Raw genomic sequence first — 22,231 nt, 5'->3', positions numbered from 1 at the left:
CACGCGTGCGACCATGCCCGACCCATGAATACCGACCTGCAGCCGCACGCCGCAAGCGCCGCCCGGATGGCCTCCGGGATGACCTCGCGCGCGCGTCGACCGGAATCCCACATTTCCGCTGGGTGACCGGGGCGTCGTGCTGTCCGTTCGGAAAACCCAGCCCCCGGCTGGGTTTTTTCGTTTCCGGGCCGGCAAAAGTTTCAGTCGCAAGAAAACCGCAGCAGCCAGGCCCGGCCACCGGGCATCCACCACCGCAAGGGAACGATCGATGCCGCTCAAGCACTTCCTCAACACCCAGGACTGGAGCCGTCCGGAGCTGGACGCGCTGCTGACCCAGGCCGCGCTGTTCAAGCGCAACAAGCTCGGCGGCGAGCTCAAGGGCAAGTCGATCGCGCTGGTGTTTTTCAACCCGTCCATGCGCACCCGCACCAGCTTCGAGCTGGGCGCGTTCCAGCTCGGCGGCCACGCCATCGTGCTGCAGCCCGGCAAGGATGCCTGGCCGATCGAGTTCGACCTGGGCACGGTGATGGACGGCGATACCGAGGAGCACATCGCCGAAGTGGCCCGCGTGCTGGCCCGCTACGTCGACCTGATCGGCGTGCGTGCGTTCCCGAAGTTCAAGGACTGGCGCTACGACCGCGAGGACCACGTGCTCAAGGCGTTCGCGAAGTACTCGACCGTGCCGGTGATCAACATGGAGACGATCACCCATCCGTGCCAGGAGCTGGCCCACGCGCTGGCGCTGCAGGAGCACTTCGGGACCTCCGACCTGCGCGGCAAGAAGTACGTGCTGACCTGGACCTACCACCCCAAGCCGCTGAACACCGCGGTGGCCAATTCCGCGCTGACCATCGCCACCCGCCTGGGCATGGACGTGACCCTGCTGTGCCCGACGCCCGAGTACGTGCTCGACGAGCGCTACATCGGCTGGGCGAAGGACAACGTCGCCGAAAGCGGCGGTTCGTTCCAGGTCAGCCACGACATCCAGTCCGCCTACGCCGGTGCCGACGTCGTCTACGCCAAGAGCTGGGGCGCGCTGCCTTACTTCGGCAACTGGGAGCCGGAAAAACCCATTCGCGACCGGTACAAGCACTTCATCGTCGACGAGGCCAAGATGGCCCGGACCAACAACGGTGTGTTCTCGCACTGCCTGCCGCTGCGCCGCAACGTGAAGGCGACCGACGCGGTGATGGATTCGCCCAACTGTATTGCCGTCGACGAGGCCGAGAACCGCCTGCACGTGCAGAAGGCGGTGATGGCCGCGCTGGTTTCCTGATCCCGCTTCCCTGTCCACGTACCCCACGGAAACACCCCCAATGAGCAGCCCGAACACCTCCCGCGACATCGTCCTGGCCTTCTCCGGCGGCCTGGATACCAGCTTCTGCGTCCCCTACCTGAAGGAGCAGGGCTGGAACGTGCACACCGTCTTCGCCGACACCGGCGGGGTCGATGCCGAGGAGCGCGCCTTCATCGAAGCCCGTGCGGCCGAGCTGGGCGTGGCCAGCCACGTGACCGTCGACGGTGGCGAGGCGATCTGGAACGGCTTCGTCAGGCCGTTCGTCTGGGCCGGCGAGGGCTACCAGGGCCAGTATCCGCTGCTGGTTTCCGACCGCTACCTGATCGTCGATGCGGCGCTGGCGCGCGCGGCGGAGCTGGGCACCAACGCCATCGCCCACGGCTGCACCGGCATGGGCAACGACCAGGTGCGCTTCGACCTGGCGGTCAAGGCGCAGGGCGACTACCGCATCGTGGCGCCGATCCGCGAGATCCAGAAGCAGCACACGCAGACCCGCGCCTACGAGCAGAAGTACCTGGAGGAACGTGGCTTCGAAGTGCGGGCCAAGCAGAAGAGCTACACGATCAACGAGAACCTGCTCGGCGTGACCATGTCCGGCGGCGAGATCGACAAGTGGGAGGCCCCGGGCGAGGGCGCCCGCGGCTGGTGCGCGCCGCGCGCGGCCTGGCCGGCCGAGCCGCTGCAGGTCACCCTGAAGTTCGTCAACGGCGAGGCGGTGGAACTGGACGGCAAGCCGCTCGAGGGCGCGAAGATCCTGGCCAGGCTCAACACCATGTTCGCCCAGTACGGCGTCGGCCGCGGCATGTACACCGGCGACACCGTGATCGGCCTGAAGGGACGGATCGTGTTCGAGGCGCCGGGCATCACCGCGCTGCTGGCGGCGCACCGCGCGCTGGAAGAGGCGGTGTTGAGCAAGCAGCAGAACCGCTTCAAGCCGGAGGTGGCGCGCAAGTGGGTGGAGCTGGTCTACGAGGGCTTCTACCACGATCCTCTCAAGACCGACCTGGAAGCGTTCCTGGCGACCTCGCAGTCGCAGGTCAACGGCGAGGTGGTGCTGGAAACCCGCGGCGGCCGCGTGGACGCGGTGGCGATCCGTTCGCCGCACATCCTCAACGCCAAGGGCGCGACCTACGCGCAGTCGGCCGACTGGGGCGTGGAGGAGGCCGAAGGCTTCATCAAGCTGTTCGGCATGAGCAGCACCCTGTGGGCCGAGGTCAACCGCTGAGGCGATGTCCGATGAGCGAGGCGACCGCCAGCTTCGAGGTGCGCAACGCCGGCCTGGACGACCTGCCGGCGCTGGCCGCGCTGTTCGACGGCTACCGGGTGTTTTACGGGCAGCCGTCGGATCCGGTACGTGCCGGCGCGTTCCTGCGAGAGCGGCTGGAGCGCGGCGATTCGCACCTGCTCCTGGCGATGGATGCCAGGGGCGGCGCGCTTGGCTTCGTCCAGCTGTATCCGTCGTTCACTTCGGTGGGTACCGCGCCGATCGAGATCCTCAACGACCTGTTCGTCGACCAGGCCGCACGCGGCGTCGGCGTGGCCCGTGCGCTGTTGCGCAGGGCCGCCGACGACGCACGTTCGCGCGGGGCGGTGAAGCTGGTCCTGTCGACCGCGCTGGACAACGCGCCGGCCCAGTCGCTCTACGCCAGCGAGGGCTGGGAGCGCGACGCCGGCTTCGTCGAATACGCCAGGAAGCTCTAGGCCGATGGACGCATTGCGCATCAGCACCGACCGCGACGAGCTGGACGTCGGCATGGTCCACCGGTTCCTCGCCGAAGACGCGTACTGGAGCCGAGGCATCCCGCGCGACGTGGTCGAGCGCGCCATCGCCGGGTCGCTGTGCTTCGGTGGCTACCTGGAGGGCGCCGGGCAGGTGGCCTTCGGTCGCGTCGTCACCGATTCGGCCACCTTCGGCTACCTGGCCGACGTATTCGTGCTGCCGGCCCATCGTGGCCATGGCCATGGCCGTACGCTGGTAGCGGCGATGCTGGCGCATCCGCAACTGCGGGGGCTGCGCCGGCTCATGCTGGCTACCTCTGATGCGCATGGCCTGTACGCCGGCTTCGGCTTCGAGGCCGCCGGGCCCGGCAAGCTGATGGAAATCGTCCACCCCGATCCTTACCGCGCCGCGCCTGCCGCGGCCTGACCAGACCCGCCCCACCAGAACGCTGCCGCATCGCACCGACCATGACCGACCTGCTCGACGCCACCCTCGCGCACCTGGACAAGCTGGTGTCCTTCGACACCCGCAATCCGCCGCGTGCCATCGCCGCCGAGGGCGGGATCTTCGGCTACCTGCGCGCGAACCTGCCGGGTTTCAATGTCGAGGTGATCGACCACGGCGCCGGTGCGGTCAGCCTGTACGCGGTGCGCGGCACGCCGAAGTACCTGTTCAACGTGCACCTGGACACGGTCCCGGACTCCCCGCACTGGAGCGCAGACCCGCACGTGATGCGCCGGCTGGACGACCGCGTGGTCGGCCTGGGCGTGTGCGACATCAAGGGTGCCGCCGCCGCGCTGGTGGCCGCGGCCAACGCCGGCGACGGCGACGCCGCTTTCCTGTTCTCCTCCGACGAGGAGGCCAACGATCCGCGTTGCATCGCCGCGTTCCTGGCGCGCGGAATTCCGTACGAAGCAGTGCTGGTGGCCGAGCCGACGATGGGCGAGGCGGTGCTGGCCCACCGAGGCATCTCCTCGGTGCTCATGCGGTTCACGGGCCGCGCCGGCCACGCCTCCGGCCAGCAGGATGCCGCCGCCAGTGCGCTGCACCAGGCGGTGCGCTGGGGCGATCGCGCGCTGGACCACGTGCAGTCGCTGGCGCATGCGCGCTTCGGTGGCCTGACCGGGCTGCGCTTCAACATCGGCCGCATCGAGGGCGGGATCAAGGCCAACATGATCGCGCCGGCGGCCGAGCTGCGTTTCGGTTTCCGTCCATTGCCTTCGATGGACATCGACCAGCTGCTGGCGACCTTCGCCGGTTTCGCCGAACCGGCGGCCGCGCATTTCGAGGAGACGTTCCGCGGGCCGAGCCTGCCCTCCGGAGACATCGCCCGCGCGGAGGAGCGGCGCCTGGCCGCGCGCGACGTCGCCGATGCGCTGGAGCTGCCGATCGGCAACGCGGTCGACTTCTGGACCGAGGCCTCGCTGTTTTCCGCCGGCGGCTACACCGCGCTGGTGTATGGCCCGGGCGACATCGCCCAGGCCCATACCGCCGATGAGTTCGTGACGCTGGCGCAGCTGCAGCGCTACGCCGAGTCGGTCGACACGATCATCAACGGCGGACGCTGATCCACGCCTTTCCCCATCTCCCACGACATCCCCGGCAGACCCGACCTACGTGAACGTTCCCGCGACCCAGACCCAGACCCGCCAGACCATCGTGCGCCTGCTCTCGAGCATGGCCAGCGCGAAGGAGATCAGCCAGTACCTCAAGCGCTTCTCGCAGCTGGACGCCAAGCGGTTCGCCGTGGTCAAGGTCGGCGGCGCGGTGCTGCGCGACGACCTGGAGTCGCTGACCTCCTCGCTGACCTTCCTGCAGGAAGTGGGGCTGACCCCGATCGTGGTGCACGGCGCCGGCCCGCAGCTGGACGAGGAGCTCTCCAGGGCCGGGATCGAGAAGAAGACCGTCAACGGCCTGCGCGTGACCACGCCCGAGGCGCTGGCGATCGTGCGCCGGGTGTTCCAGGCCTCGAACCTGCAGCTGGTCGAGGCCCTGCAGCAGGCTGGCGCGCGTGCCACCTCGATCACCGGCGGCGTGTTCGAGGCCCGGTACCTGGACCGCGACACCTACGGCCTGGTCGGCGAGGTGCAGGCGGTGAACCTGGCGCCGATCGAGGCCAGCCTGCAGGCCGGCTCGATCCCGGTGATCGCCAGCCTCGGCGAGACCGCCGGCGGGCAGATCCTCAACGTAAACGCCGACTTCTCGGCCAACGAGCTGGTGCAGGTGCTGCAGCCGTACAAGATCATCTTCCTGACCGGTACCGGCGGCCTGCTGGACGAGGAGGGCAGGGTGATCGATTCGATCAACCTGTCCACCGAGTTCGAGCACCTGATGCAGCAGCCGTGGATCAACGGCGGCATGCGGGTGAAGATCCAGCAGATCAAGGACCTGCTCGACCGCCTGCCGCTGACCTCCTCGGTCTCCATCACCCGCCCGGCCGACCTGGCCAAGGAGCTGTTCACCCACAAGGGCTCGGGCACGCTGGTGCGGCGCGGCGAGAAGGTGCAGCGCGCCACGGCGTGGGAGCAGCTGGACCTGCCGGCGCTGAAGACCCTGATCGAATCCAGCTTCGGCCGCGAGCTGCTGCCGGACTACTTCGAGCGCACGCAGCTGCTGCGCGCCTACGTCAGCGAGAACTACCGCGCCGCGGTGATCCTGGTCGATACCCCGGAGGGCGTGTACCTGGACAAGTTCGCCGTGCTCGACGACGCGCAGGGCGAAGGCCTGGGCCGCGCGGTCTGGAACGTGATGCGCGAGGAAACGCCGGGCCTGTTCTGGCGTTCGCGCCACAACAACCAGGTCAACATCTTCTACTACGCCGAGTCCGACGGCTGCATCAAGCAGGAGAAGTGGAAGGTGTTCTGGTACGGCATCGACGGCTTCGACCGGATCGAGCGCTGCGTGGCCCATTGCGCCACGCGCCCGCCGACCCTGCTGGGCTGAGGAACGACCATGACGACGAAGAAGAGCATTGGCATCGTCGGCGCGCGCGGCCACACCGGCGCCGAGCTGATCCGGCTGGTCGCCAGCCACCCGCACCTGGAACTGGCGTTCGTGTCCTCGCGCGAGCTGGCCGGCCAGCGCGTGGCCGACCACAACGATGCCTACCGCGGCGAGCTGCGCTACGAGGCCATCGCCCACGACCAGGTTGCCGCCAGGGGCGCCGACGTGGTCGTGCTGGCGCTGCCCAACGGCAAGTCGGCCGAGATCGTGGCCGGCATCGACGCGGCCGCGCCGCAGACGCTGGTGGTGGACCTGTCGGCCGACCATCGCTTCGACCCCGCCTGGTACTACGGCCTGCCCGAGATCACCCGTGGCCAGTACGCGGGCCAGAAGCGGATCAGCAACCCGGGCTGCTACGCCACCGCGATGCAGCTGGCGATCTGGCCGATGCTCGAATACCTGGCCGGCCCGCCGCAGTGCTTCGGCGTGTCCGGCTATTCCGGCGCCGGCACCACGCCCTCGGACAAGAACGACGTCGAGCTGCTGCGCGACAACCTGATGCCGTACTCGCTGGCCGACCACATGCACGAGCGCGAGGTCTCCGCGCAGCTGCGGGTGCCGGTGGAATTCATGCCGCACGTGGCGCCGCACTTCCGCGGCATCACCCTGACCGCCAACCTGTGGCTGCGCGAGCCGGTCACCGTGGACTGGGTCCGTGCACGCTACGAACAGCGCTACGCCGACGAACCGCTGGTGGACGTGGTCGAGCCGGCGCCGTGGGTCAGCCGGATCGCCGGCCGGCACGGGGTGGAGATTGGCGGGTTCACCGTGGCCCCGGGCGGCAAGCGCCTGGTGGTGGTGGCGACCCTGGACAACCTGCTCAAGGGCGCGGCCACCCAGGCCATGCAGAACATCAACATCGCGCTGGGCTTCGACGAACTGGCGTCGATCCCGGTGGAGGAATAGCCCGTGGCAGACCTGTTGTGGCAGAAACCCGGCGTCGCGGTGGACGCGCAGATCCAGCGCTTCCTGGCCGGCGACGACGTGATCCTGGACCGCGAGTTCTTCCTGCACGACATCGCAGCCAGCCGCGCGCACGCGCAGGGGCTGCAGCGCATCGGCATCCTCTCGCAGGGCGAGCTGGCCGGACTGGAGCGCGAGCTCTCGCTGCTCGCCGAGGATTTCCGCTCCGGTGCCTTCGTCCTGGACGAGTCCTACGAGGACGGGCATTCGGCGATCGAGGCGCGGCTGACCCAGCGCCTGGGCGACGCCGGCCGCAAGATCCATACCGGCCGCAGCCGCAACGACCAGGTGCTGGTCGCCACGCGGCTGTGGCTGAAGGAGAAGCTCGCCCGGGTGGCCGCGCTGTCGCGCGACGTCGCCAAGGTCGCGCTGGACCGCGCGCAGGCGGAAAGCGCGCTGCCGGTGCCCGGGTACACCCACATCCAGCGCGCCGTGGTCTCCTCGGCGGGCATGTGGTGGGCCGGCTGGGCCGAGGCCTTCATCGACGACGCGGTTCGCGCGGCCGACACGCTCACGCTGGTCGACGCCAATCCGCTGGGCACCGCCGCCGGCTACGGCGTCAACCTGAAGCTGGACCGCGAGCACACCACCGCCGCGCTGGAGTTCGCGCGGATGCAGGTGTCGCCGGTCTACGCGCAGCTGTCGCGCGGCAAGTTCGAGCTGGCCGCGCTGGAAGCGCTCGGCAGCGCGACCCTGGACCTGCGCCGCCTCGCCTGGGACCTGTCGCTGTTCACCAGCGCCGAGTTCGGCTTCGTGGCGCTGCCGGCGCAGTACACCACCGGCAGCTCGATCATGCCCAACAAGCGCAACCCCGACGTGATAGAACTGATGCGCGCCACCCACGCCAGCGTGGCCGCCGCGCGCACCGAGATCGAGCAGCTGCTGTCGCTGCCCTCGGGTTACCACCGCGACCTGCAGGCCTCCAAGGGTGCGATCTTCCACGGCTTCGGCCGTGGCCTGGCCGCGCTGGAACTGCTTCCGGCGCTGCTGGCCAACCTGGAGTGGCGCGAGGACCGGCTGCGCGCGGCGATCGATTCGGGCATGTACGCCACCGACGTGGCGGTCGAGGCGGCCGTCGCCGGCGTGCCGTTCCGCGAGGCCTACAGGGCCGCCGCCGCGTCGGCCGATTCGGCCGGGCAGGGGCGTACGCCGGAAGGCAGCCTGGCCGCGCGCGTGTCGCCCGGTTCGGCCGCCGACCTGCGCCTGGACGAGCTGCGCACCCGCTGGGAGGCCCTGTGAGCACTACGACGCGTTACCTGGTGCTGGCGATGCGCCGGCCGCAGTTCGACGACGCGGTAGTGGCGCCGCACCTGGCCTGGTTGGAGGAGCTGCGCGCGCGCGGCCAGCTGGCCATGACCGGCGGCTTCGCCGACCGCAGCGGCGGCGCCTACGTGCTGGAGAACGTGGCCAGCCTCGCCGATGCGCAGGCGATCGCCGCCACCGATCCGCTGGCCACGACCGGCAGTTCCGACCTCACGGTGCACGAATGGAACACACGCGCCTGGAGCGCAGGCTGAGCGCATGAACGCCGATCCCGCCGACCACGCCGCTACCCGGAACGTACAGGTCCTGCCGCCGTGGCGGCGGGCGGTGCTGAAAGTCGGCAGCAGCCTGCTGGCCGCCGACGGCGGCGGGCTGTCGCCGCGCTTCGCGCTGGGGCTGGCCCAGTTCGTGTCGGCCAGCCAGGCCGCCGGCCGCGAAGTGGTGATCGTGTCCTCCGGCGCGGTCGCCGCCGGAAGGGCGATCCTGCCCCGCGTCGAGGAAGCCGGCGCGGCGATCGCCGCGCGGCAGGCGCTGGCCGCGCTCGGCCAGGCCCAGCTGATCGGCCTGTGGCAGCGCTTCTTCGAACGCCCGGTCGCGCAGGTGCTGCTGACCCACGACGACCTGCGCAACCGCCGCCGCTACCTCAACGCGCGGGCCACGCTCAACGAGCTGCTGCGGCTGGGCGCGCTGCCGGTGGTCAACGAGAACGACACGGTCTCGGTGGACGAGCTCAAGCTCGGCGACAACGACAACCTGGCCGCGATCGTCGCCGTGCTGATCGATGCCGAGGTCCTGTTCATCGCCACCGACATCGATGGCCTGTTCGACGCCAACCCGCGCACCCATCCGCTGGCCAACCTGGTGCCCGAGGTGAGCGAGCTGACCCCGGAGGTGCTGGCCATGGCCAGCGGCAGCGGCAGCGAGGTCGGCACCGGCGGCATGCGCACCAAGCTGGAAGCGGCGGCCAAGGCCGGAGCCGCCGGCATCGACACGATCCTGTTCAACGGCCGCCGCGCCGACGTGGTGCGCGGACTGGGGCAGGACCGGCTCGAAGGCACCCGGATCCGCGCCGCGCGCAGCCGGATCGCCGCGCGCAAGTACTGGCTGCGGCACGCGCCGGTGGAGCCGGGTGCGATCGTGGTCGACGCCGGCGCCGCCGCGGCGCTGGTGCAGAAGGGCGCCTCGCTGCTGCCGGGCGGGATCGTCGCCGCCGACGGCGACTTCCGCCGCGGCGACATGGTCGAGGTCGTGCTGCGCGACGAGGACGGCGAGCGCCGGGTCGCCCGCGGCATCAGCCAGTACTCGGCGATCGACGTGCGCCGCATCGCGCGCCGCCATTCGCGCGAGATCGAGGCGGTGCTGGGCTACAACTACGGCGGCAACGTGATCCACCGCGACGACCTGGTGCTGTTGTAGGAGTCGATTTATCGGCGACACGACGCCTTGGGCACAGGCGACGCACCTGTTATCCCGACGCCCGTGTCGCCGATAAATCGGCTCCCACAAAGACCGGCAGCCGCCTGCCTACAATCGATCCACATCTTCCGGCCCGGCCGGAACGCGAGGGGAAAGGCAATGACCGAAGCCAGCGGAATCAGGGAACAGGCACTGCGTTGCCGCGACGCCGCGCAGGCGCTCGCGCAGCTGGACAGCGTGGCCAAGGACGCGTTGCTCGTGTCGATGGCGCGGGCGTTGGAGGACGACGCCGCCGCCATCCTCGCCGCCAACGCGCGCGACCTCGAGGCCGCCCGCGCACGGGGAACGGGCGGCGCGATGCTCGATCGCCTGGCGCTGGATCCCGCGCGCCTGGCCGGCATCGCCAGGGCGCTGCGCGAGGTCGCCGCGTTGCCGGACCCGGTCGGCCAGGTCACCCGCCGCGAGACCCGTCCCAGCGGCATCCGGGTCGAGCGCGTGCGCGTGCCGTTGGGCGTGATCGCCATGATCTACGAGGCGCGCCCCAACGTGACCGCCGACGCGGCCGCGTTGTGCATCAAGGCCGGCAACGGCGTGATCCTGCGCGGCGGCTCGGAGGCGATCCACTCCAACACCGCGATCGCCGCGGCCCTGCAGCGCGCCATCGGCCAGGCGGACCTGGATCCGGCCGTGCTCACCCTGGTCACCGACCTGCGCCGCGAGACCATGCTCGAGCTGCTGCAGCTCACCGACATCGTCGACCTGGCCATCCCGCGCGGTGGCGAGGGCCTGATCCGGTTCGTCGCCGAGCACGCGCGCGTGCCGGTGATCAAGCACTACAAGGGCGTGTGCCACCTGTACGTGGACCGCGCCGCCGACCTGGAGCTGGCGCTGCGGCTGCTGCTCGACGGCAAGGCCTCGCGGCCGGGCGTGTGCAATGCGCTGGAGACGCTGCTGGTGCATGCCGACGTCGCCGCGCGGTTCCTGCCCGCGGCGGGCGCCGCGCTGCGCGCGCGCAAGGTCGAAGTCCGAGGCGATGATGCGACCCGGGCGTTGCTGCCCGAGGCCGTGCCGGCGACCGAGGACGATTACGCGGCCGAGTTCCTCGACCTGGTGATCGCCGTGCGCGTGGTCGAGGACCTGGCGCAGGCGATCGCGCACGTGCGCCGGTACACCTCCGACCACACCGAGGTCATCGCCACCGCCGACGAGGCCGCCGCGCGCGCGTTCGTCGGCGCGCTGCGCTCGGCGGTGGTGATGGTCAACGCGTCCTCGCGCTTCTCCGACGGCGGCGAACTGGGCCTGGGCGCCGAGATCGGGATCTCGACCACGCGCCTGCATTCCTATGGCCCGATGGGGCTGGAAGCGCTGACGGTGGAACGCTTCGTGGTCCACGGCGAGGGCCAGGTCCGGCATCCGGACCTGCTGTAACGCCGGGCATTGTCCGCCGGGCCGACCCGGCACGCCGCCCGGCATCTTCCGGTCGGCCAACCGGGTACACCCTGCCGCCACCCTTATAGGAACCCACCCTCATGGGCGACCCGGGAATGCGTGGGCCTGGTGCGTTTGTAGGAGCCCATCCTCATGGGCGACCCGGGAATGCATGGGGTCTGGTGCGTTCGACAGCGCAAACGGGGAGGACATCGGGTCGCCCGTGAAGATGGGCTCCTACATGCGGGGTGTCGCGCAGGCGACGGTGCCTACCAGCGCTCTTCGAGGTATCCCGGCCGGCAGGCCAGCCACGCGCCGGCGACCATCACCGCCACGCACAGCGCCAGGAACGCGAACGGCGCGCCCCAGCCGTGGCTGCGCTCGTGCAGCCAGCCGAACAGCAGCGGCCCCAGGCAGCTGAGCGCGTAGCCCAGGCCTTGCGCGAACCCCGACAGCGAGGCCGAGCCGGCGGACGTGCGCGTGCGCAGGTTGATCAGGGTCAGCACCAGCGGGAAGGTGCTCGGGCCCAGGCCGAGCAGCGTCACCCACAGCAGCGGCGCGGCCAGCGGCGCCCACAGCAGGCCGGCGAAGGCGGACAGGTGGCAGGCCGCGCAGAACAGCGCGATCGGCAGCGGATTGCGCATCCGCGCCGCGAGCGTGGGCATGGCCAGCGCGCCGACCAGTCCGAGCGCGGAGAACAGCGCCAGCATCGTCCCGCCGAACGCGGGGCTGGCCCCGGCCTCGACCAGCAGCTTGGGCAGCCAGGTGAACATGGCGTAGGTGACCAGCGAGGTCATGCCGAACATCAGCGCCAGGCCCCAGCCGAGGCTGGTGCGCCACACGCGTCCGCGCGCCGGCGGGGCCGCCAGCTCCGGCGCTTCGTCGCCGGGCACCACGGCCCGGTCGTGCAGCGCGGCCAGGGCGCTGCCGGCGCGCCTTTCGATCCGCAGCACGCCCAGCCACGGCAGGATCGCGGCGACGGCCAGCAGCGTCCACACGCCCATCGAGATCCGCCAGCCGGCCGCGTCGGCCAGCGGCACCGCCAGCAGCGCCGGCAGGATGGTGCCGACCTGCAGCACGGTGATGTACAGGCTGCTGACCGGGCCCACCCGGTCGGGGAAATAGCGCTTGACCAGCGGCGGCAGGATCACGTTGCCGATGCCCATGCCGAGCAGGGCCACCGCCGAGGCGACCAGCAGGCCCGCGCTGCCGCCGGCCAGCGAGCGCCAGAGCAGGCCGGCCGCGGCCAGGGCCATCGACAGGATCGCGGTGCGTTCCAGGCCCAGGCGATGGGCCAGCCGCGGCGTGCCCACGCCGGCGATGGCGAACGCCGCGGTCGGGACCATGCCGAGCAGGCCGGCGAAGGTCGGGCCGAAGCCGAAGTCGTCGCCGAGCCGGTCCAGCAGCGGGGTCAGCGAGGTGACGGCGGTGCGCAGGTTGAACGCCGACAGCAGGATCCCGGCGAGCACCAGCGCGCGGCCTGGCAGGCGGGCGTGGGGTTCGTGCGCGGGCATGCGAGGCGTCATCGGCTGCCGGTGGGGGAAGGCATGGACCGGTCCCCGCGCGCAGAGGTCACGGACCGGAAAAAGCGAAGACCGGCGCAAGGCCGGTCTTCTGCTGTACCGCTTGTATCAATGGTCGGGGAGACAGGATTCGAACCTGCGACCTCTACGTCCCGAACGTAGCGCTCTACCAGCCTGAGCTACACCCCGACAAGGCCGCGCATGATACTGGATCGATGGCGCCCGCGGCAAGGATCCGGGCGCTTTTTCTCCTTCCCTGGATGCCTGCAGGGGGAACGCCAGGGGCAGGGCCAATGGCGGCGGTTGCGTCGGGGCCGCAGGGGCGCGGCAGTGCGGTCGTGGTTGCGTCGGGATCGCAGGGAGAGGCGGTGGTGCGGGTGAGGTTGCGTCGGCTTCAGGTCCCCTGGGAGGCGGTGGCTTCTTTCGTTGCGCTGCGAAGGTCGCGCCCCGGGCTCTTCCGGACGCCGAGCGGATCGTGTCCTTGTTGTAGGAGCCCATCCTCATGGGCGACCCGACGCGGCCGAATGGGACCCACCATTCATTCCGGCGACGGAGCGCAGCGGGGCAAGCCCCGCTCTACGAGAGCAACGCACCCACGGCTCTCATCGCTTCTTGCAGGAGCCCATCCTCATGGGCGACCCCCGCGCCTCCGAACACCACCCACCACCTGATTCCGGCGACGGAGCGCAGCGGGGCGAGCCCCGCTCTACGAGAGCAACGCACCCACGGCTCTCATTGTTTTTTGTAGGAGCCCATCCTCATGGGCGACCCGACGCGGCCGAATGTCACCCACCATTCATTCCGGCGACGGTGCGCAGCGGGGCGAGCCCCGCTCTACGAGAGCGGGCGCGACAAAGGCTGTGCGAAGATCGAAGCCGCGCCCTGTTCCATGCCTGGGAAAGGCGCCGGCGCCGGTGCATCGACCGCCTCACTCGCCCGGCTTGGCCGCCGAACTCGCCGCTTCGGAAGAGGCGCGCCGGGCCAGGGTCGCTTCGCGGTGGGCGATGTAGGCATTCGCGCCGAGGATCACCGCCGCGCCGGCCAGGGTCCAGCGGTCGAGCGACTCGTCGAACAGCAGCCAGCCGAACAGCGCCACGATCGGCAGCTGCATGAAGCTGATCGGGGTCAGCGCCGAGACCTCGCCGAGCTTGAGCGCGCGCGTCCACAGCATGTGCCCGCCGGTGCCGAACAGGCCTGCGCACACCACCCAGACCCAGACGATCCCTTGTGGCCACTGCCAGACACTGAGCGCCGGCAGCAGCGACATCGGCACCCACAGCAGGGTGGTCCAGATGACGATGCGGTCGGCCGGTTCGGTCGCCGACAGCTGCTTGATCTGGATCGCGACGATGCTCGATAGCAGCGCGGCCAGCACCGCGACCATGGTGCCGGCGGTGAACTGCGCGCTGCCCGGGCGCACGATCAGCAGCACGCCGACGAAGCCCAGCGCCACCGCGATCCAGCGCCGCGCGCGCACCTGTTCGCCGAGCAGCGCGGCCGCGGCGATGGTGACGAACAGCGGCGTGGAGTAGGACAGCGACACCGCCTGCGCCAGCGGCAGGTGGCCGATCGCCCAGAAGCCGGCCAGCATCGAGCAGATCCCGACCAGGCAGCGGAACAGGTAGCGCGGGAACTGGTCGGTGCGCAGGAACCCCGGCCCATGCCGCAGCAGCAGCGGCAGCGCCGCCAGCAGGCCGAAGAAATTGCGGAAGAACGCGATCTCGAACGTGTGCAGGCTGGCCGAGGCCAGGCGGATGGTGATCGCCATCAGCCCGAACAGGACCGTGCTGCCGAGCATCAGCAGCGCGGCGTGCCAGTGGGTGGCGAAGGGCGCGCGCGCGGTTTCACCCATGGCCGTAACGCCCGCCTACCAGCGCGCGCCGACGATGCGCGGTTCCGGTTCCAGCGCCACGCCGAACCGTTCCTGCACCGAGGCGGCGATCCGCCGCGCCAGCTCGAGCAGCTGCAGCCCGGTGGCGGCGCCATGGTTGACCAGCACCAGCGCGTGCGCCGGCGAGACGCCGGCATCGCCCTCGCGCGCGCCCTTCCAGCCGCAGGCGTCGATCAGCCAGGCGGCCGAGAGCTTGCGCGTGCCGTCGCCGTCGCCGGGGAATACCGGCAGGCGCGGGTGCGCGGCCTGCAGCGCCTGCGCCAGCGTGGCCGGCACGATCGGGTTCTTGAAGAAGCTGCCGGCGTTGCCGACCACCGCCGGGTCGGGCAGCTTGCGGCGGCGGATGCGGATCACCGCTTCGGCCACCTCGCGCGCGCCGGGCGTGGCCACGCCCATGGCGGCCAGTTCCTCGCCGATGCCGGCGTAGTCCAGCCGCGGCTTGGCGTGGCGCGACAACGCCAGCTCGACCGCGGTCACGATCCAGCGTTCCGGATCGCGCTTGAAGGCGCTGTCGCGGTAGCCGAAGGCGCAGGCCGCCCGGTCCAGGCGCACGCTGCGCTGCGCCTGGCGGTCCCAGGCCTCGACCGCAACGATGCGCTCGCCGACCTCCACGCCATACGCACCGATGTTCTGGATCGGCGCGGCGCCGGTGCTGCCGGGAATCAGGGCCAGGTTCTCCAGGCCGCACAGGCCCTGGTCCAGGCTCCACATCACCAGCCCATGCCAGTCGCCACCGGCGTCGGCGCGCACCACCGCCTGCACGCCGTCGTCGGCGAGGATCCGCCGATCCGCGGCGCGCAGCGCGACCACCACGCCGGGCGGGTCGCCGGCGAACAGCAGGTTGCTGCCGCCGCCGAGCATCAGCAGCGGCAGGTCGCGGACCTGGGCCAGGTCCAGCGCCTCGGCCAGCGAGCCGGTGTCGTTGACCTCCAGCAGCCACGGCGCATGCGCGGCCACGCCGAAGGTGTTGCGGCCGGACAGGTCGGCGTCGCGCAGCAGCCGGAACAGGGCGGTCATGCGCGCGGATCCGAGGCCGGCCCGGCGGCCGGCGGCCGGTGCGATCCAGCCTCGGTCATGCCGTGGCGACCGCCGTCGGACGCTTCATGCCTCACTGGCCGTGCCGCGGCTGGGGGATTCCTTGCGCCGGCGCATCGCGTCGACGCATTCGCCGACCAGTTCCGGCCCGCGGTACACCAGGCCGGTATAGCACTGCACCAGGCTGGCGCCGGCGGCCATCTTGGCCACCGCGTCGGCGCCGGAGAGGATGCCGCCCACGCCCACCAGCGGGATCGACTCGGGCAGGCGCGTGCGCAGCCGGCGCAGCACCAGGGTCGACTGGCCCATCAGCGGCGCGCCGGACAGGCCGCCGGCTTCCTTGGCATGGCGATGGCCCTGCACGGCGGTGCGCGAGACGGTGGTGTTGGTGGCGACCACGCCATCGACCTGCAGGTCCGACAGCACCCGCGCGGCGGCGTCGATGTCGGCGTCGGTCAGGTCCGGGGCGACCTTGACCAGCACCGGCACGCGCTTGCCGTGCTGGGCCGCGAGCCGTTCCTGCGCCTCGCGCAGCGTGGAGACCAGGCGGCGCAGCGCCTGCTCCTCCTGCAGTTCGCGCAGGCCGGCGGTATTGGGCGAGGAGATGTTGACGGTGATGTAGTCGGCCAGCGGATACACGCGCGACAGGCAGTACAGGTAGTCGCTGGCGGCGTCCTCGTTGGGCGTGTCCTTGTTCTTGCCGATGTTGATGCCGAGCAGGCCGCCCTTGCGCTGCGCCTTCTGCACGTTGCGCACCAGCGCGTCGACGCCGCCGTTGTTGAAGCCCAGGCGGTTGATCAGCGCCTCGTCGCCTGGCAGGCGGAACATGCGCGGCTTCGGGTTGCCCGGCTGCGCCCGCGGGGTGACGGTGCCGACCTCGATGAAGCCGAAGCCCAGTGCCAGCAGCGCGTCGATGTGCTCGCCGTTCTTGTCCAGGCCGGCGGCCAGGCCGACCGGATTGGGGAAGGTGAGGCCGAGCAGCTTGGTCGGCAGCGCCGCGCGCGCACTGGCCAGCAGTCGGATCGAGCCGGTGCGCCAGGCCAGGTCCAGCGCCTTCAGGCCCAGGCCGTGCGCGCGCTCGGCATCCAGGGCGAACAGGAAGGGGCGTGCGAAGCCGTACATCGTCGCCACGCCCTCAGGAATTGAGGGCGGCGAACCAGGCGAGGCCGCCCAGGAACGCGAACACGATGAACAACGTCACCAGGGTCAGTGCCATCGCCACCCAGCCCAGCACCAGGCCGGCGACCGCCAGGCCGTCGCCGTCGAGCCGGCCGTTGGCCGCGCGGATCTCGCGGCGGGCCATGTGCCCGGTAATGATCGCCACCAGGGCGCCCAGGAATGGCAGCAGGGTCCAGCCGAGGATGCCGGACACCAGGCTGGTGATGGCGAGGGCGCTGGTCTGGCGGGTCGGGTTCATGCGGGGACGGGTTCCTGTCGGGGGAGCAGGCGGACGCGCGGTCCGGAGCGGGCCCGGGCGGGGGAGCGGCGGGCCGTGCGGGGCGTGATTATCCCAGAACCCAGCGCGCGCCGCGTGTCGCGGGTCACGGCATCTGGCCATGCCGCAGCGCATGGGCCCAGTCCGGACGGCCGCGGTCGGCGGCCCGCGCCGCCGCATCGGCATGCGCGTACGGCACTGCGACCAGCTCGCCGTGCCAGCGCCCGGCGCGGCGTTCCAGCAGGGCGTAGCGCGCGTGCGGCGTGCCGGTGCCGACCCGGTGCGGCACCGGCCGGCCGGTGGCGAAGGCGGGCAGGCCGACGCTGCCGGGGTTGCAGGCCAGCCGCCCGTCCGCCAGGCGCAGCAGCCGCGGGGTATGCGAATGCCCGCACAGCACCAGGCCCGCCCCGTCGGCCATCGGGTGCCGGAGCCGGGCCGCGACCGTATCGGCCGCGGCGGGGTGCAGCGTGCCGGCGGCGTCGTCGATGTCCTCGAGCAGGTAGTCGACGTCGCTGTGCGGGGTGCCGTGGCACAGCAGCACCTCGTCCAGGCGCAGCAGGCCCGGCAGGCGCCGGATCCAGTCCAGCTGCGCCGCGGTCAGCGCGTGCCGCGCATGGGCGTCGGACAGGGCCAGGGTGGCCGGGTCGCCGAGCAACTGGCGCTCGTGGTTGCCGGCGATGGTCGGCCATCCGAGAGGGACCAGCCGCTCCACGGTTTCGCGCGGCCACAGCGGGCCGGAGGCGATGTCGCCCAGGTTGACGATGCCGTCGCAGCCGCGCCGGGTGATGTCGTCGAGCACTGCGTCCAGTGCCGCCAGGTTGCCGTGGATGTCAGACAGTGCGGCCAGGCGCATCGGTACGGCTTCAGTCCGGCACACCGGCGAACACGCGGGTGTCGTAGTCGAAGTCGACGTGGCCGTCGACCGCGGTGGCGTCGAACAGCCGCGCGAGCGCCTCCAGCATCGGTGCATGCCGCGGGTGCCCGGCGCGCGGTGCGTACGAGGAGGAGAGCAGGCGTCCGCGCAGGGCGTCGAAGTCCAGCCGCTGCGAATGCGGGAAGCGCGCCATGCCGCCCGGTCCGGCGCCGAACCAGCGGCGCATGTGTTCGTCGTCGCCGTAGCGTTCGGACACGCTGCTGTAGTCGAGGCCGTAGTCGAGCAGCAGCCGTTCGTAGCCTTCCAGGAACGCCGTGCCGGTGAGCCGCCGCGAGTTCCAGTACACCGCGACCAGGCCGGGCTTTCCGTCGCCTTGCCGGCGCAGGATCCGCCGCCATTCGGGCTTCACCGCCTGCTGGTCGAACCAGTGGAAGGCCTGCGCGGCGGAAACCAGGTCAACGCTGGCATCCGGCAACGTTGTGGCTTCGGCGCTACCGTCGACGGCGCTGAAGCGCGCATTGCCTGCCAGCCAGACGACCGCCGCCTCGCGCATCGCCGCATTGGGCTCGACCGCGACCACCTCGTGGCCGGCGTCGAGGAACAGCTTCGAGGAGATGCCGGTGCCGGCGCCGATGTCGGCGACCTTCCACGACGCCTCCACGCCGCATTCGGCGTGCAGCCATTCCAGCAGCGCCGGCGGATAGTCGGGCCGGTAACGCACGTAGTCGGCGACGCGGTCGGTGAAGCGGGTGGTCGATGCGAGATCGTCGGTCATGTCGCCCCTTTCGCTCCTGGAACGCGGCGTGCCCTGCGCCCGCCGGTAGCCCCGTAGAGCGGGGCTTGCCCCGCTGCCCGCCGGCGAGCGTCCCTCGTAGAGCGGGCTTGCCCCGCTGCCGTTGCACCGGCCCGTGCGGGTTCCGCGAAGAACAGCGGGGCAAGCCCCGCTCTACGATCCGCGGCCGGGTCGTTTCGCGCCATCATCCGTGGCAGGCCCCGCGCCATGATCCACGTGCGGGGCGGGCCCCGCGCCACGCTCCGCGGGCGGGGCATGCCCCGCCCGCGGGACCGGTCTTACAGGTCGAACTTGATGCCCTGCGCCAGCGGCAGCGAATCCGAATAGTTGATCGTGTTGGTCTGGCGGCGCATGTAGACCTTCCACGCGTCCGAACCGGACTCGCGCCCGCCGCCGGTGTCCTTCTCGCCGCCGAACGCGCCGCCGATCTCCGCGCCGGAAGTGCCGATGTTGACGTTGGCGATGCCGCAGTCGCTGCCGGCCGCCGACAGGAACTTCTCCGCGGCCTTCAGGTTCTGGGTGAAGATCGAGGACGACAGGCCCTGCGGCACGCCGTTCTGCATCTCGATCGCCTCGTCCAGGTCGCTGTACTTCATCACGTACAGGATCGGGGCGAAGGTCTCGTGCTGCACCACCGCGTCGGTGTTCTTCAGCCCGGTGATGATCGTCGGCAGGACGAAGTGGCCGGGGCGGTCCAGCGCCGCGCCGCCGGTCTCGACCTTGCCGCCGGCGGCCTTGGCCTGCTCGACCGCGGCCAGGAACTGCTCCACCGCGCCGCGGCTGTTGAGCGGGCCCATCAGGTTGGCGGTGTCCAGCGGATCGCCAATCTTGCCTTCGACCTGCTTGTACGCCTTGACCAGCGTCTCCAGCACGGTGTCGTAGATCGATTCGTGCACGATCAGGCGGCGGGTGGTGGTGCAGCGCTGGCCGGCGGTGCCGACCGCGCCGAACACGATGCCGGGAATGGCCAGCTTCAGGTCCGCGGTCTCGTCGAGGATGATCGCGTTGTTGCCGCCCAGCTCCAGCAGGCAGCGGCCCATGCGCCGGGCGACCTTGACCGCGACCTCGCGGCCGACCTGGGTCGAGCCGGTGAAGCTGATCAGCGGGATGCGCCTGTCCTCGACGAACTTCTCGGCCAGCGCGGTGCCGGCATCGTTGACCAGGAAGAAGATGTCCGGGAAGCCGCCTTCCTTGAGCGCGGCGTTGCAGATCCTCATCGAGGCGATCGCGGTCAGCGGGGTCTTGTTCGACGGCTTCCAGATGCAGATGTCGCCGCAGATCGCCGCCAGGAACGAGTTCCAGGCCCACACCGCGACCGGGAAGTTGAACGCGCTGATGATGCCGACCAAGCCCAGCGGCTGGTACTGCTCGTACATCCGGTGGCCGGGGCGCTCGGAATGCATGGTGTAGCCGTAGAGCATGCGGCTCTGGCCCACCGCGAAGTCGGCGATGTCGATCATCTCCTGCACTTCGCCGTCGCCCTCGGCCTTGCTCTTGCCCATCTCCAGCGCGACCAGCGAGCCCAGCGCGTCCTTGTTCGCGCGCAGCGCCTCGCCGCACAGGCGGATCGCCTCGCCGCGGCGCGGGGCCGGGACCGTGCGCCAGGCCTTGAACGCGGCCTGGGCGTTGGCGACCACGGTCTCGTAGTCGGCCGCGGAGGTGGCCTGGACCTCGGCGATCACCTCGCCGGTGGTCGGGTTGGCCGGGCGCAGCACGCCGGCGCCGGTGGCCTGCGACCAGGTGCCGTTGCCGAGGTAGGTGCCGGAATTGGTGGCGCCAAGGCCCAGGGCCTTGAGCAGGGAAGCGGACATGGAATCTCCTGAGGATGGTGCGGGCCGGTGGCCCGGAGTCGCGCCGCGGGTGGGGACGGCGGCGTCTCGATGCGTGCGGCGATTCTAGCAAATGGGGTCCGGCGGCCCGTTCGGAAGGGGCCCCGCTTGGGCCGGGCCGAGGCCGCGTGCGACAATCCGCCGCCTTGGCCCCGTAGCTCAGCTGGATAGAGCGGTCCCCTCCTAAGGGACAGGTCGTGCGTTCGAATCGCGCCGGGGTCACCATCCAGGCACCAGGCCGCGCCGCGACCTGGCGGCCGGGGCCGGGTTCGTCGCCGGGGGCTTGGCTCCGCGACCCCAAGTCCCCTGTGCCGCGCCCGTCTGGCGCCGCCAGCTGCGCCGGTTCGGGCGCCAGACCCCGGCCTCCCGACCTCGCCCGCGACCGGCCGGCCCCAGCGCGCAAGCGTCCGAGCCTGGCGCGTGACCCTCACGACCTTGCGCACAAGCCGGCGAACTCCGGCGTCGGGGCTTTTTTGCCTTGCGCGCAGGCCGGCGAGCCTTGCGCGCGACCTTCAGGGCCTCGCACGCAAGCCTCTGAGCCTTGCGCGCAACTTTTGAAGCCTTGCGCGCAACGTTCCGGGCCCTGCGCGCAAGCCTCGGAACCTTGCGTTCGCGAGGCAAAAAGCCTCGCGCGCAAGCCAGATCGCCTTGCGCGCAACCCGGCGAGCCTTGCGCGCAAGGAAAAAAGCCCTGCGACCGGGGCTCACCTGCCTCGCGCGCAAGGCAAACAGGCCCCGACAACGGAGCTCCGGGGCTTGCGCGCAACGCCGGAGCGCCGCGCGCAAGCCTGCGCCCCCGTCGCATCGACCGGAAAGGCACGAGGCCAAGTCAGGCGAGTAGGGCCCCGGAGCACGGCTTCTAGCGGTCCGTTCTGCGGGGGGCGTCACCCACGGTGCAACAAGAGACTGCCCGGATATTGGGCGCGCTCGCCTTGATTAAGGAGTGCCGCGGGCGGCAACCGCCCCATGGCGGTATACGGGCGTCCGGTCAGACGTCGTCGACCCAGATCTACTCCAGGACGGTGCTGCAATTCCCCGCATTGACGCTGTCCCGCACGACACACAGACTCGGCACTGGAGCTTGGCCGGGGAGGGCTGGCAGGCCGGCCTTGCGAATAAGGGGATCGCCGTATGAAGAACTTTCTGGTGCTCGTCATCCTCGGCGCTCTCGCCTGGTATGGCTATGGCAAGTACAGCTCCACGCATGCCCTGGAAGCAGGGACTGCTGCTTCGTCCACTGCGGATGGCACTACTCGTGCGTCGCCGTACGCCGCGTCAACGGCTTCTACCGCTTCAACCGTAGAGCAGTTCAATTGTGACGGGAGGACCCACTGCTCGCAGATGCGTTCCTGCGTGGAGGCCACCTACTTTATTCAACACTGCCCCAATACCGAGATGGATGGCGACAACGATGGCGTGCCTTGCGAGCGGCAGTGGTGCAATTGACGGGTGCAGGGGCTGACAGTTCATCCAGGCCGAGCTGGAAACGCGGGACTTCTCGATTCAGACATTGGCACCCCGAGGGCCATGGCGGTATTCGAGGTCGCTGTGTGCCACCGCGCGCACCGACTCTCCAATCCCCGTCGCTAACTGTTTCTTTCGCAACGTAAAAAAGCGGCGGATGATGCGTCGCAACGCTTGACAGCCCCCCCCGCGGTCGTGTCTCTTGGGCCCATGTCGAAGATGAATGCCAGCGCCAGCCGCGTTCCGCCCTCCGGGCGGGTGCAGGCCTGCGCGGCCACCCTCGGCATTACCACCATTA

General features: G+C 70.7%; 20 protein-coding genes and 2 tRNA genes. 13 read left to right on the top strand and 9 right to left on the bottom strand.

Features of this window, described 5'->3' with window-relative positions; genetic code table 11:
• Positions 1-268 precede the first annotated feature (268 nt).
• From ABKA19_RS06725 to ABKA19_RS06675, 11 genes are all read left to right on the top strand, one after another.
• On the top strand, positions 269-1,276 hold the full coding sequence (locus tag ABKA19_RS06725) for an N-acetylornithine carbamoyltransferase (protein ID WP_353688253.1): 1,008 nt from the start codon (positions 269-271) through the stop codon (positions 1,274-1,276).
• Between the two features lie 40 nt (positions 1,277-1,316).
• On the top strand, positions 1,317-2,522 hold the full coding sequence (locus ABKA19_RS06720) for an argininosuccinate synthase (protein WP_353688252.1): 1,206 nt from the start codon (positions 1,317-1,319) through the stop codon (positions 2,520-2,522).
• An 11-nt stretch (positions 2,523-2,533) separates the two neighbouring features.
• Positions 2,534-2,998 (top strand): GNAT family N-acetyltransferase, encoded by a 465-nt coding sequence (locus tag ABKA19_RS06715; RefSeq protein ID WP_353688251.1) that lies wholly within the window; start codon positions 2,534-2,536, stop codon positions 2,996-2,998.
• A gap of 4 nt (positions 2,999-3,002) precedes the next feature.
• Positions 3,003-3,443, top strand: a complete 441-nt coding sequence (locus ABKA19_RS06710) for a GNAT family N-acetyltransferase (RefSeq protein ID WP_353688250.1) — start codon at positions 3,003-3,005, stop codon at positions 3,441-3,443.
• A gap of 41 nt (positions 3,444-3,484) precedes the next feature.
• Positions 3,485-4,585 carry an acetylornithine deacetylase gene (locus tag ABKA19_RS06705; RefSeq protein WP_353688249.1) on the top strand — a complete coding sequence of 367 codons (1,101 nt, stop codon included), beginning with the start codon at positions 3,485-3,487 and terminating at the stop codon, positions 4,583-4,585.
• Between the two features lie 49 nt (positions 4,586-4,634).
• Complete coding sequence (locus ABKA19_RS06700; RefSeq protein ID WP_353688248.1) at positions 4,635-5,960, top strand: acetylglutamate kinase; 1,326 nt, start codon at positions 4,635-4,637, stop codon at positions 5,958-5,960.
• Positions 5,961-5,969: 9 nt separating this feature from the next.
• Positions 5,970-6,926 (top strand): N-acetyl-gamma-glutamyl-phosphate reductase, encoded by a 957-nt coding sequence (argC, locus tag ABKA19_RS06695; protein WP_353688247.1) that lies wholly within the window; start codon positions 5,970-5,972, stop codon positions 6,924-6,926.
• Positions 6,927-6,929: 3 nt separating this feature from the next.
• A complete protein-coding gene (gene argH, locus ABKA19_RS06690) occupies positions 6,930-8,222 on the top strand; it encodes an argininosuccinate lyase (protein ID WP_353688246.1) in 1,293 nt (430 codons plus the stop codon).
• Entirely contained in the window at positions 8,219-8,500 is a 282-nt protein-coding gene (locus ABKA19_RS06685; protein ID WP_353688245.1) for a YciI family protein, read from the top strand. Before argH ends, ABKA19_RS06685 begins: the two co-directional genes overlap by 4 nt.
• Positions 8,501-8,504: 4 nt before the next feature.
• A complete protein-coding gene (gene proB / locus ABKA19_RS06680) occupies positions 8,505-9,662 on the top strand; it encodes a glutamate 5-kinase (protein ID WP_353688244.1) in 1,158 nt (385 codons plus the stop codon).
• 159 nt (positions 9,663-9,821) lie between these two features.
• On the top strand, positions 9,822-11,090 hold the full coding sequence (locus tag ABKA19_RS06675) for a glutamate-5-semialdehyde dehydrogenase (protein WP_353688243.1): 1,269 nt from the start codon (positions 9,822-9,824) through the stop codon (positions 11,088-11,090).
• Between the two features lie 269 nt (positions 11,091-11,359).
• Here the strand turns inward: ABKA19_RS06675 and ABKA19_RS06670 are convergent, their stop codons facing one another.
• The 9 genes from ABKA19_RS06670 to amaB all read right to left on the bottom strand — a co-directional run bounded on the left by ABKA19_RS06670 (position 11,360) and on the right by amaB (position 20,452).
• On the bottom strand, positions 11,360-12,577 hold the full coding sequence (locus ABKA19_RS06670) for a CynX/NimT family MFS transporter (protein ID WP_353688604.1): 1,218 nt from the start codon (positions 12,575-12,577) through the stop codon (positions 11,360-11,362).
• A gap of 148 nt (positions 12,578-12,725) precedes the next feature.
• A tRNA-Pro gene (locus ABKA19_RS06665) sits at positions 12,726-12,802 on the bottom strand.
• A gap of 739 nt (positions 12,803-13,541) precedes the next feature.
• Entirely contained in the window at positions 13,542-14,465 is a 924-nt protein-coding gene (locus ABKA19_RS06660) for a DMT family transporter (protein WP_162377347.1), read from the bottom strand.
• Between the two features lie 15 nt (positions 14,466-14,480).
• On the bottom strand, positions 14,481-15,521 hold the full coding sequence (gene murB / locus ABKA19_RS06655) for a UDP-N-acetylmuramate dehydrogenase (protein ID WP_353688242.1): 1,041 nt from the start codon (positions 15,519-15,521) through the stop codon (positions 14,481-14,483).
• An 84-nt stretch (positions 15,522-15,605) separates the two neighbouring features.
• Positions 15,606-16,661, bottom strand: a complete 1,056-nt coding sequence (locus ABKA19_RS06650; protein ID WP_353688603.1) for a quinone-dependent dihydroorotate dehydrogenase — start codon at positions 16,659-16,661, stop codon at positions 15,606-15,608.
• 13 nt (positions 16,662-16,674) lie between these two features.
• The gene (locus ABKA19_RS06645; protein ID WP_353688241.1) at positions 16,675-16,956 is read right to left on the bottom strand and encodes a DUF4190 domain-containing protein; all 282 of its coding nucleotides are present in this window, start codon (positions 16,954-16,956) and stop codon (positions 16,675-16,677) included.
• Between the two features lie 124 nt (positions 16,957-17,080).
• The gene (locus ABKA19_RS06640) at positions 17,081-17,827 is read right to left on the bottom strand and encodes a metallophosphoesterase family protein (protein WP_353688240.1); all 747 of its coding nucleotides are present in this window, start codon (positions 17,825-17,827) and stop codon (positions 17,081-17,083) included.
• Between the two features lie 10 nt (positions 17,828-17,837).
• On the bottom strand, positions 17,838-18,623 hold the full coding sequence (locus tag ABKA19_RS06635) for a class I SAM-dependent methyltransferase (RefSeq protein ID WP_353688239.1): 786 nt from the start codon (positions 18,621-18,623) through the stop codon (positions 17,838-17,840).
• Between the two features lie 296 nt (positions 18,624-18,919).
• Positions 18,920-20,452: an L-piperidine-6-carboxylate dehydrogenase gene (amaB, locus tag ABKA19_RS06630; protein ID WP_353688238.1), complete on the bottom strand. Its 1,533-nt coding sequence runs from the start codon at positions 20,450-20,452 to the stop codon at positions 18,920-18,922.
• A gap of 166 nt (positions 20,453-20,618) precedes the next feature.
• On the opposite strand from amaB, the gene ABKA19_RS06625 reads away from it, so the two are divergent.
• Positions 20,619-20,695: transfer RNA gene (locus tag ABKA19_RS06625), tRNA-Arg, on the top strand.
• 905 nt (positions 20,696-21,600) lie between these two features.
• Complete coding sequence (locus ABKA19_RS06620; RefSeq protein ID WP_353688237.1) at positions 21,601-21,915, top strand: excalibur calcium-binding domain-containing protein; 315 nt, start codon at positions 21,601-21,603, stop codon at positions 21,913-21,915.
• Positions 21,916-22,231 lie beyond the last annotated feature (316 nt).

It is taken from the genome of Pseudoxanthomonas sp. Soil82, assembly GCF_040446535.1.
Lineage (GTDB): Bacteria > Pseudomonadota > Gammaproteobacteria > Xanthomonadales > Xanthomonadaceae > Pseudoxanthomonas > Pseudoxanthomonas kaohsiungensis.
The sequence above is the reverse complement of the archived record's forward strand: the minus strand, read 5'-3'. Positions and strand labels throughout refer to the sequence as shown.

Coding starts and splice junctions, on each gene's coding strand:
- ABKA19_RS06650 (WP_353688603.1), bottom strand. CDS start 16,661: ATGTACGGCTTCGCACGCCCCTTCCTGTTCGCCCTGGATGCCGAGCGC.
- ABKA19_RS06620 (WP_353688237.1), top strand. CDS start 21,601: ATGAAGAACTTTCTGGTGCTCGTCATCCTCGGCGCTCTCGCCTGGTAT.
- amaB (WP_353688238.1), bottom strand. CDS start 20,452: ATGTCCGCTTCCCTGCTCAAGGCCCTGGGCCTTGGCGCCACCAATTCC.
- ABKA19_RS06710 (WP_353688250.1), top strand. CDS start 3,003: ATGGACGCATTGCGCATCAGCACCGACCGCGACGAGCTGGACGTCGGC.
- proB (WP_353688244.1), top strand. CDS start 8,505: ATGAACGCCGATCCCGCCGACCACGCCGCTACCCGGAACGTACAGGTC.
- ABKA19_RS06725 (WP_353688253.1), top strand. CDS start 269: ATGCCGCTCAAGCACTTCCTCAACACCCAGGACTGGAGCCGTCCGGAG.
- ABKA19_RS06635 (WP_353688239.1), bottom strand. CDS start 18,623: ATGACCGACGATCTCGCATCGACCACCCGCTTCACCGACCGCGTCGCC.
- ABKA19_RS06675 (WP_353688243.1), top strand. CDS start 9,822: ATGACCGAAGCCAGCGGAATCAGGGAACAGGCACTGCGTTGCCGCGAC.
- argC (WP_353688247.1), top strand. CDS start 5,970: ATGACGACGAAGAAGAGCATTGGCATCGTCGGCGCGCGCGGCCACACC.
- ABKA19_RS06645 (WP_353688241.1), bottom strand. CDS start 16,956: ATGAACCCGACCCGCCAGACCAGCGCCCTCGCCATCACCAGCCTGGTG.
- ABKA19_RS06660 (WP_162377347.1), bottom strand. CDS start 14,465: ATGGGTGAAACCGCGCGCGCGCCCTTCGCCACCCACTGGCACGCCGCG.
- ABKA19_RS06715 (WP_353688251.1), top strand. CDS start 2,534: ATGAGCGAGGCGACCGCCAGCTTCGAGGTGCGCAACGCCGGCCTGGAC.
- ABKA19_RS06640 (WP_353688240.1), bottom strand. CDS start 17,827: ATGCGCCTGGCCGCACTGTCTGACATCCACGGCAACCTGGCGGCACTG.
- murB (WP_353688242.1), bottom strand. CDS start 15,521: ATGACCGCCCTGTTCCGGCTGCTGCGCGACGCCGACCTGTCCGGCCGC.
- ABKA19_RS06705 (WP_353688249.1), top strand. CDS start 3,485: ATGACCGACCTGCTCGACGCCACCCTCGCGCACCTGGACAAGCTGGTG.
- ABKA19_RS06720 (WP_353688252.1), top strand. CDS start 1,317: ATGAGCAGCCCGAACACCTCCCGCGACATCGTCCTGGCCTTCTCCGGC.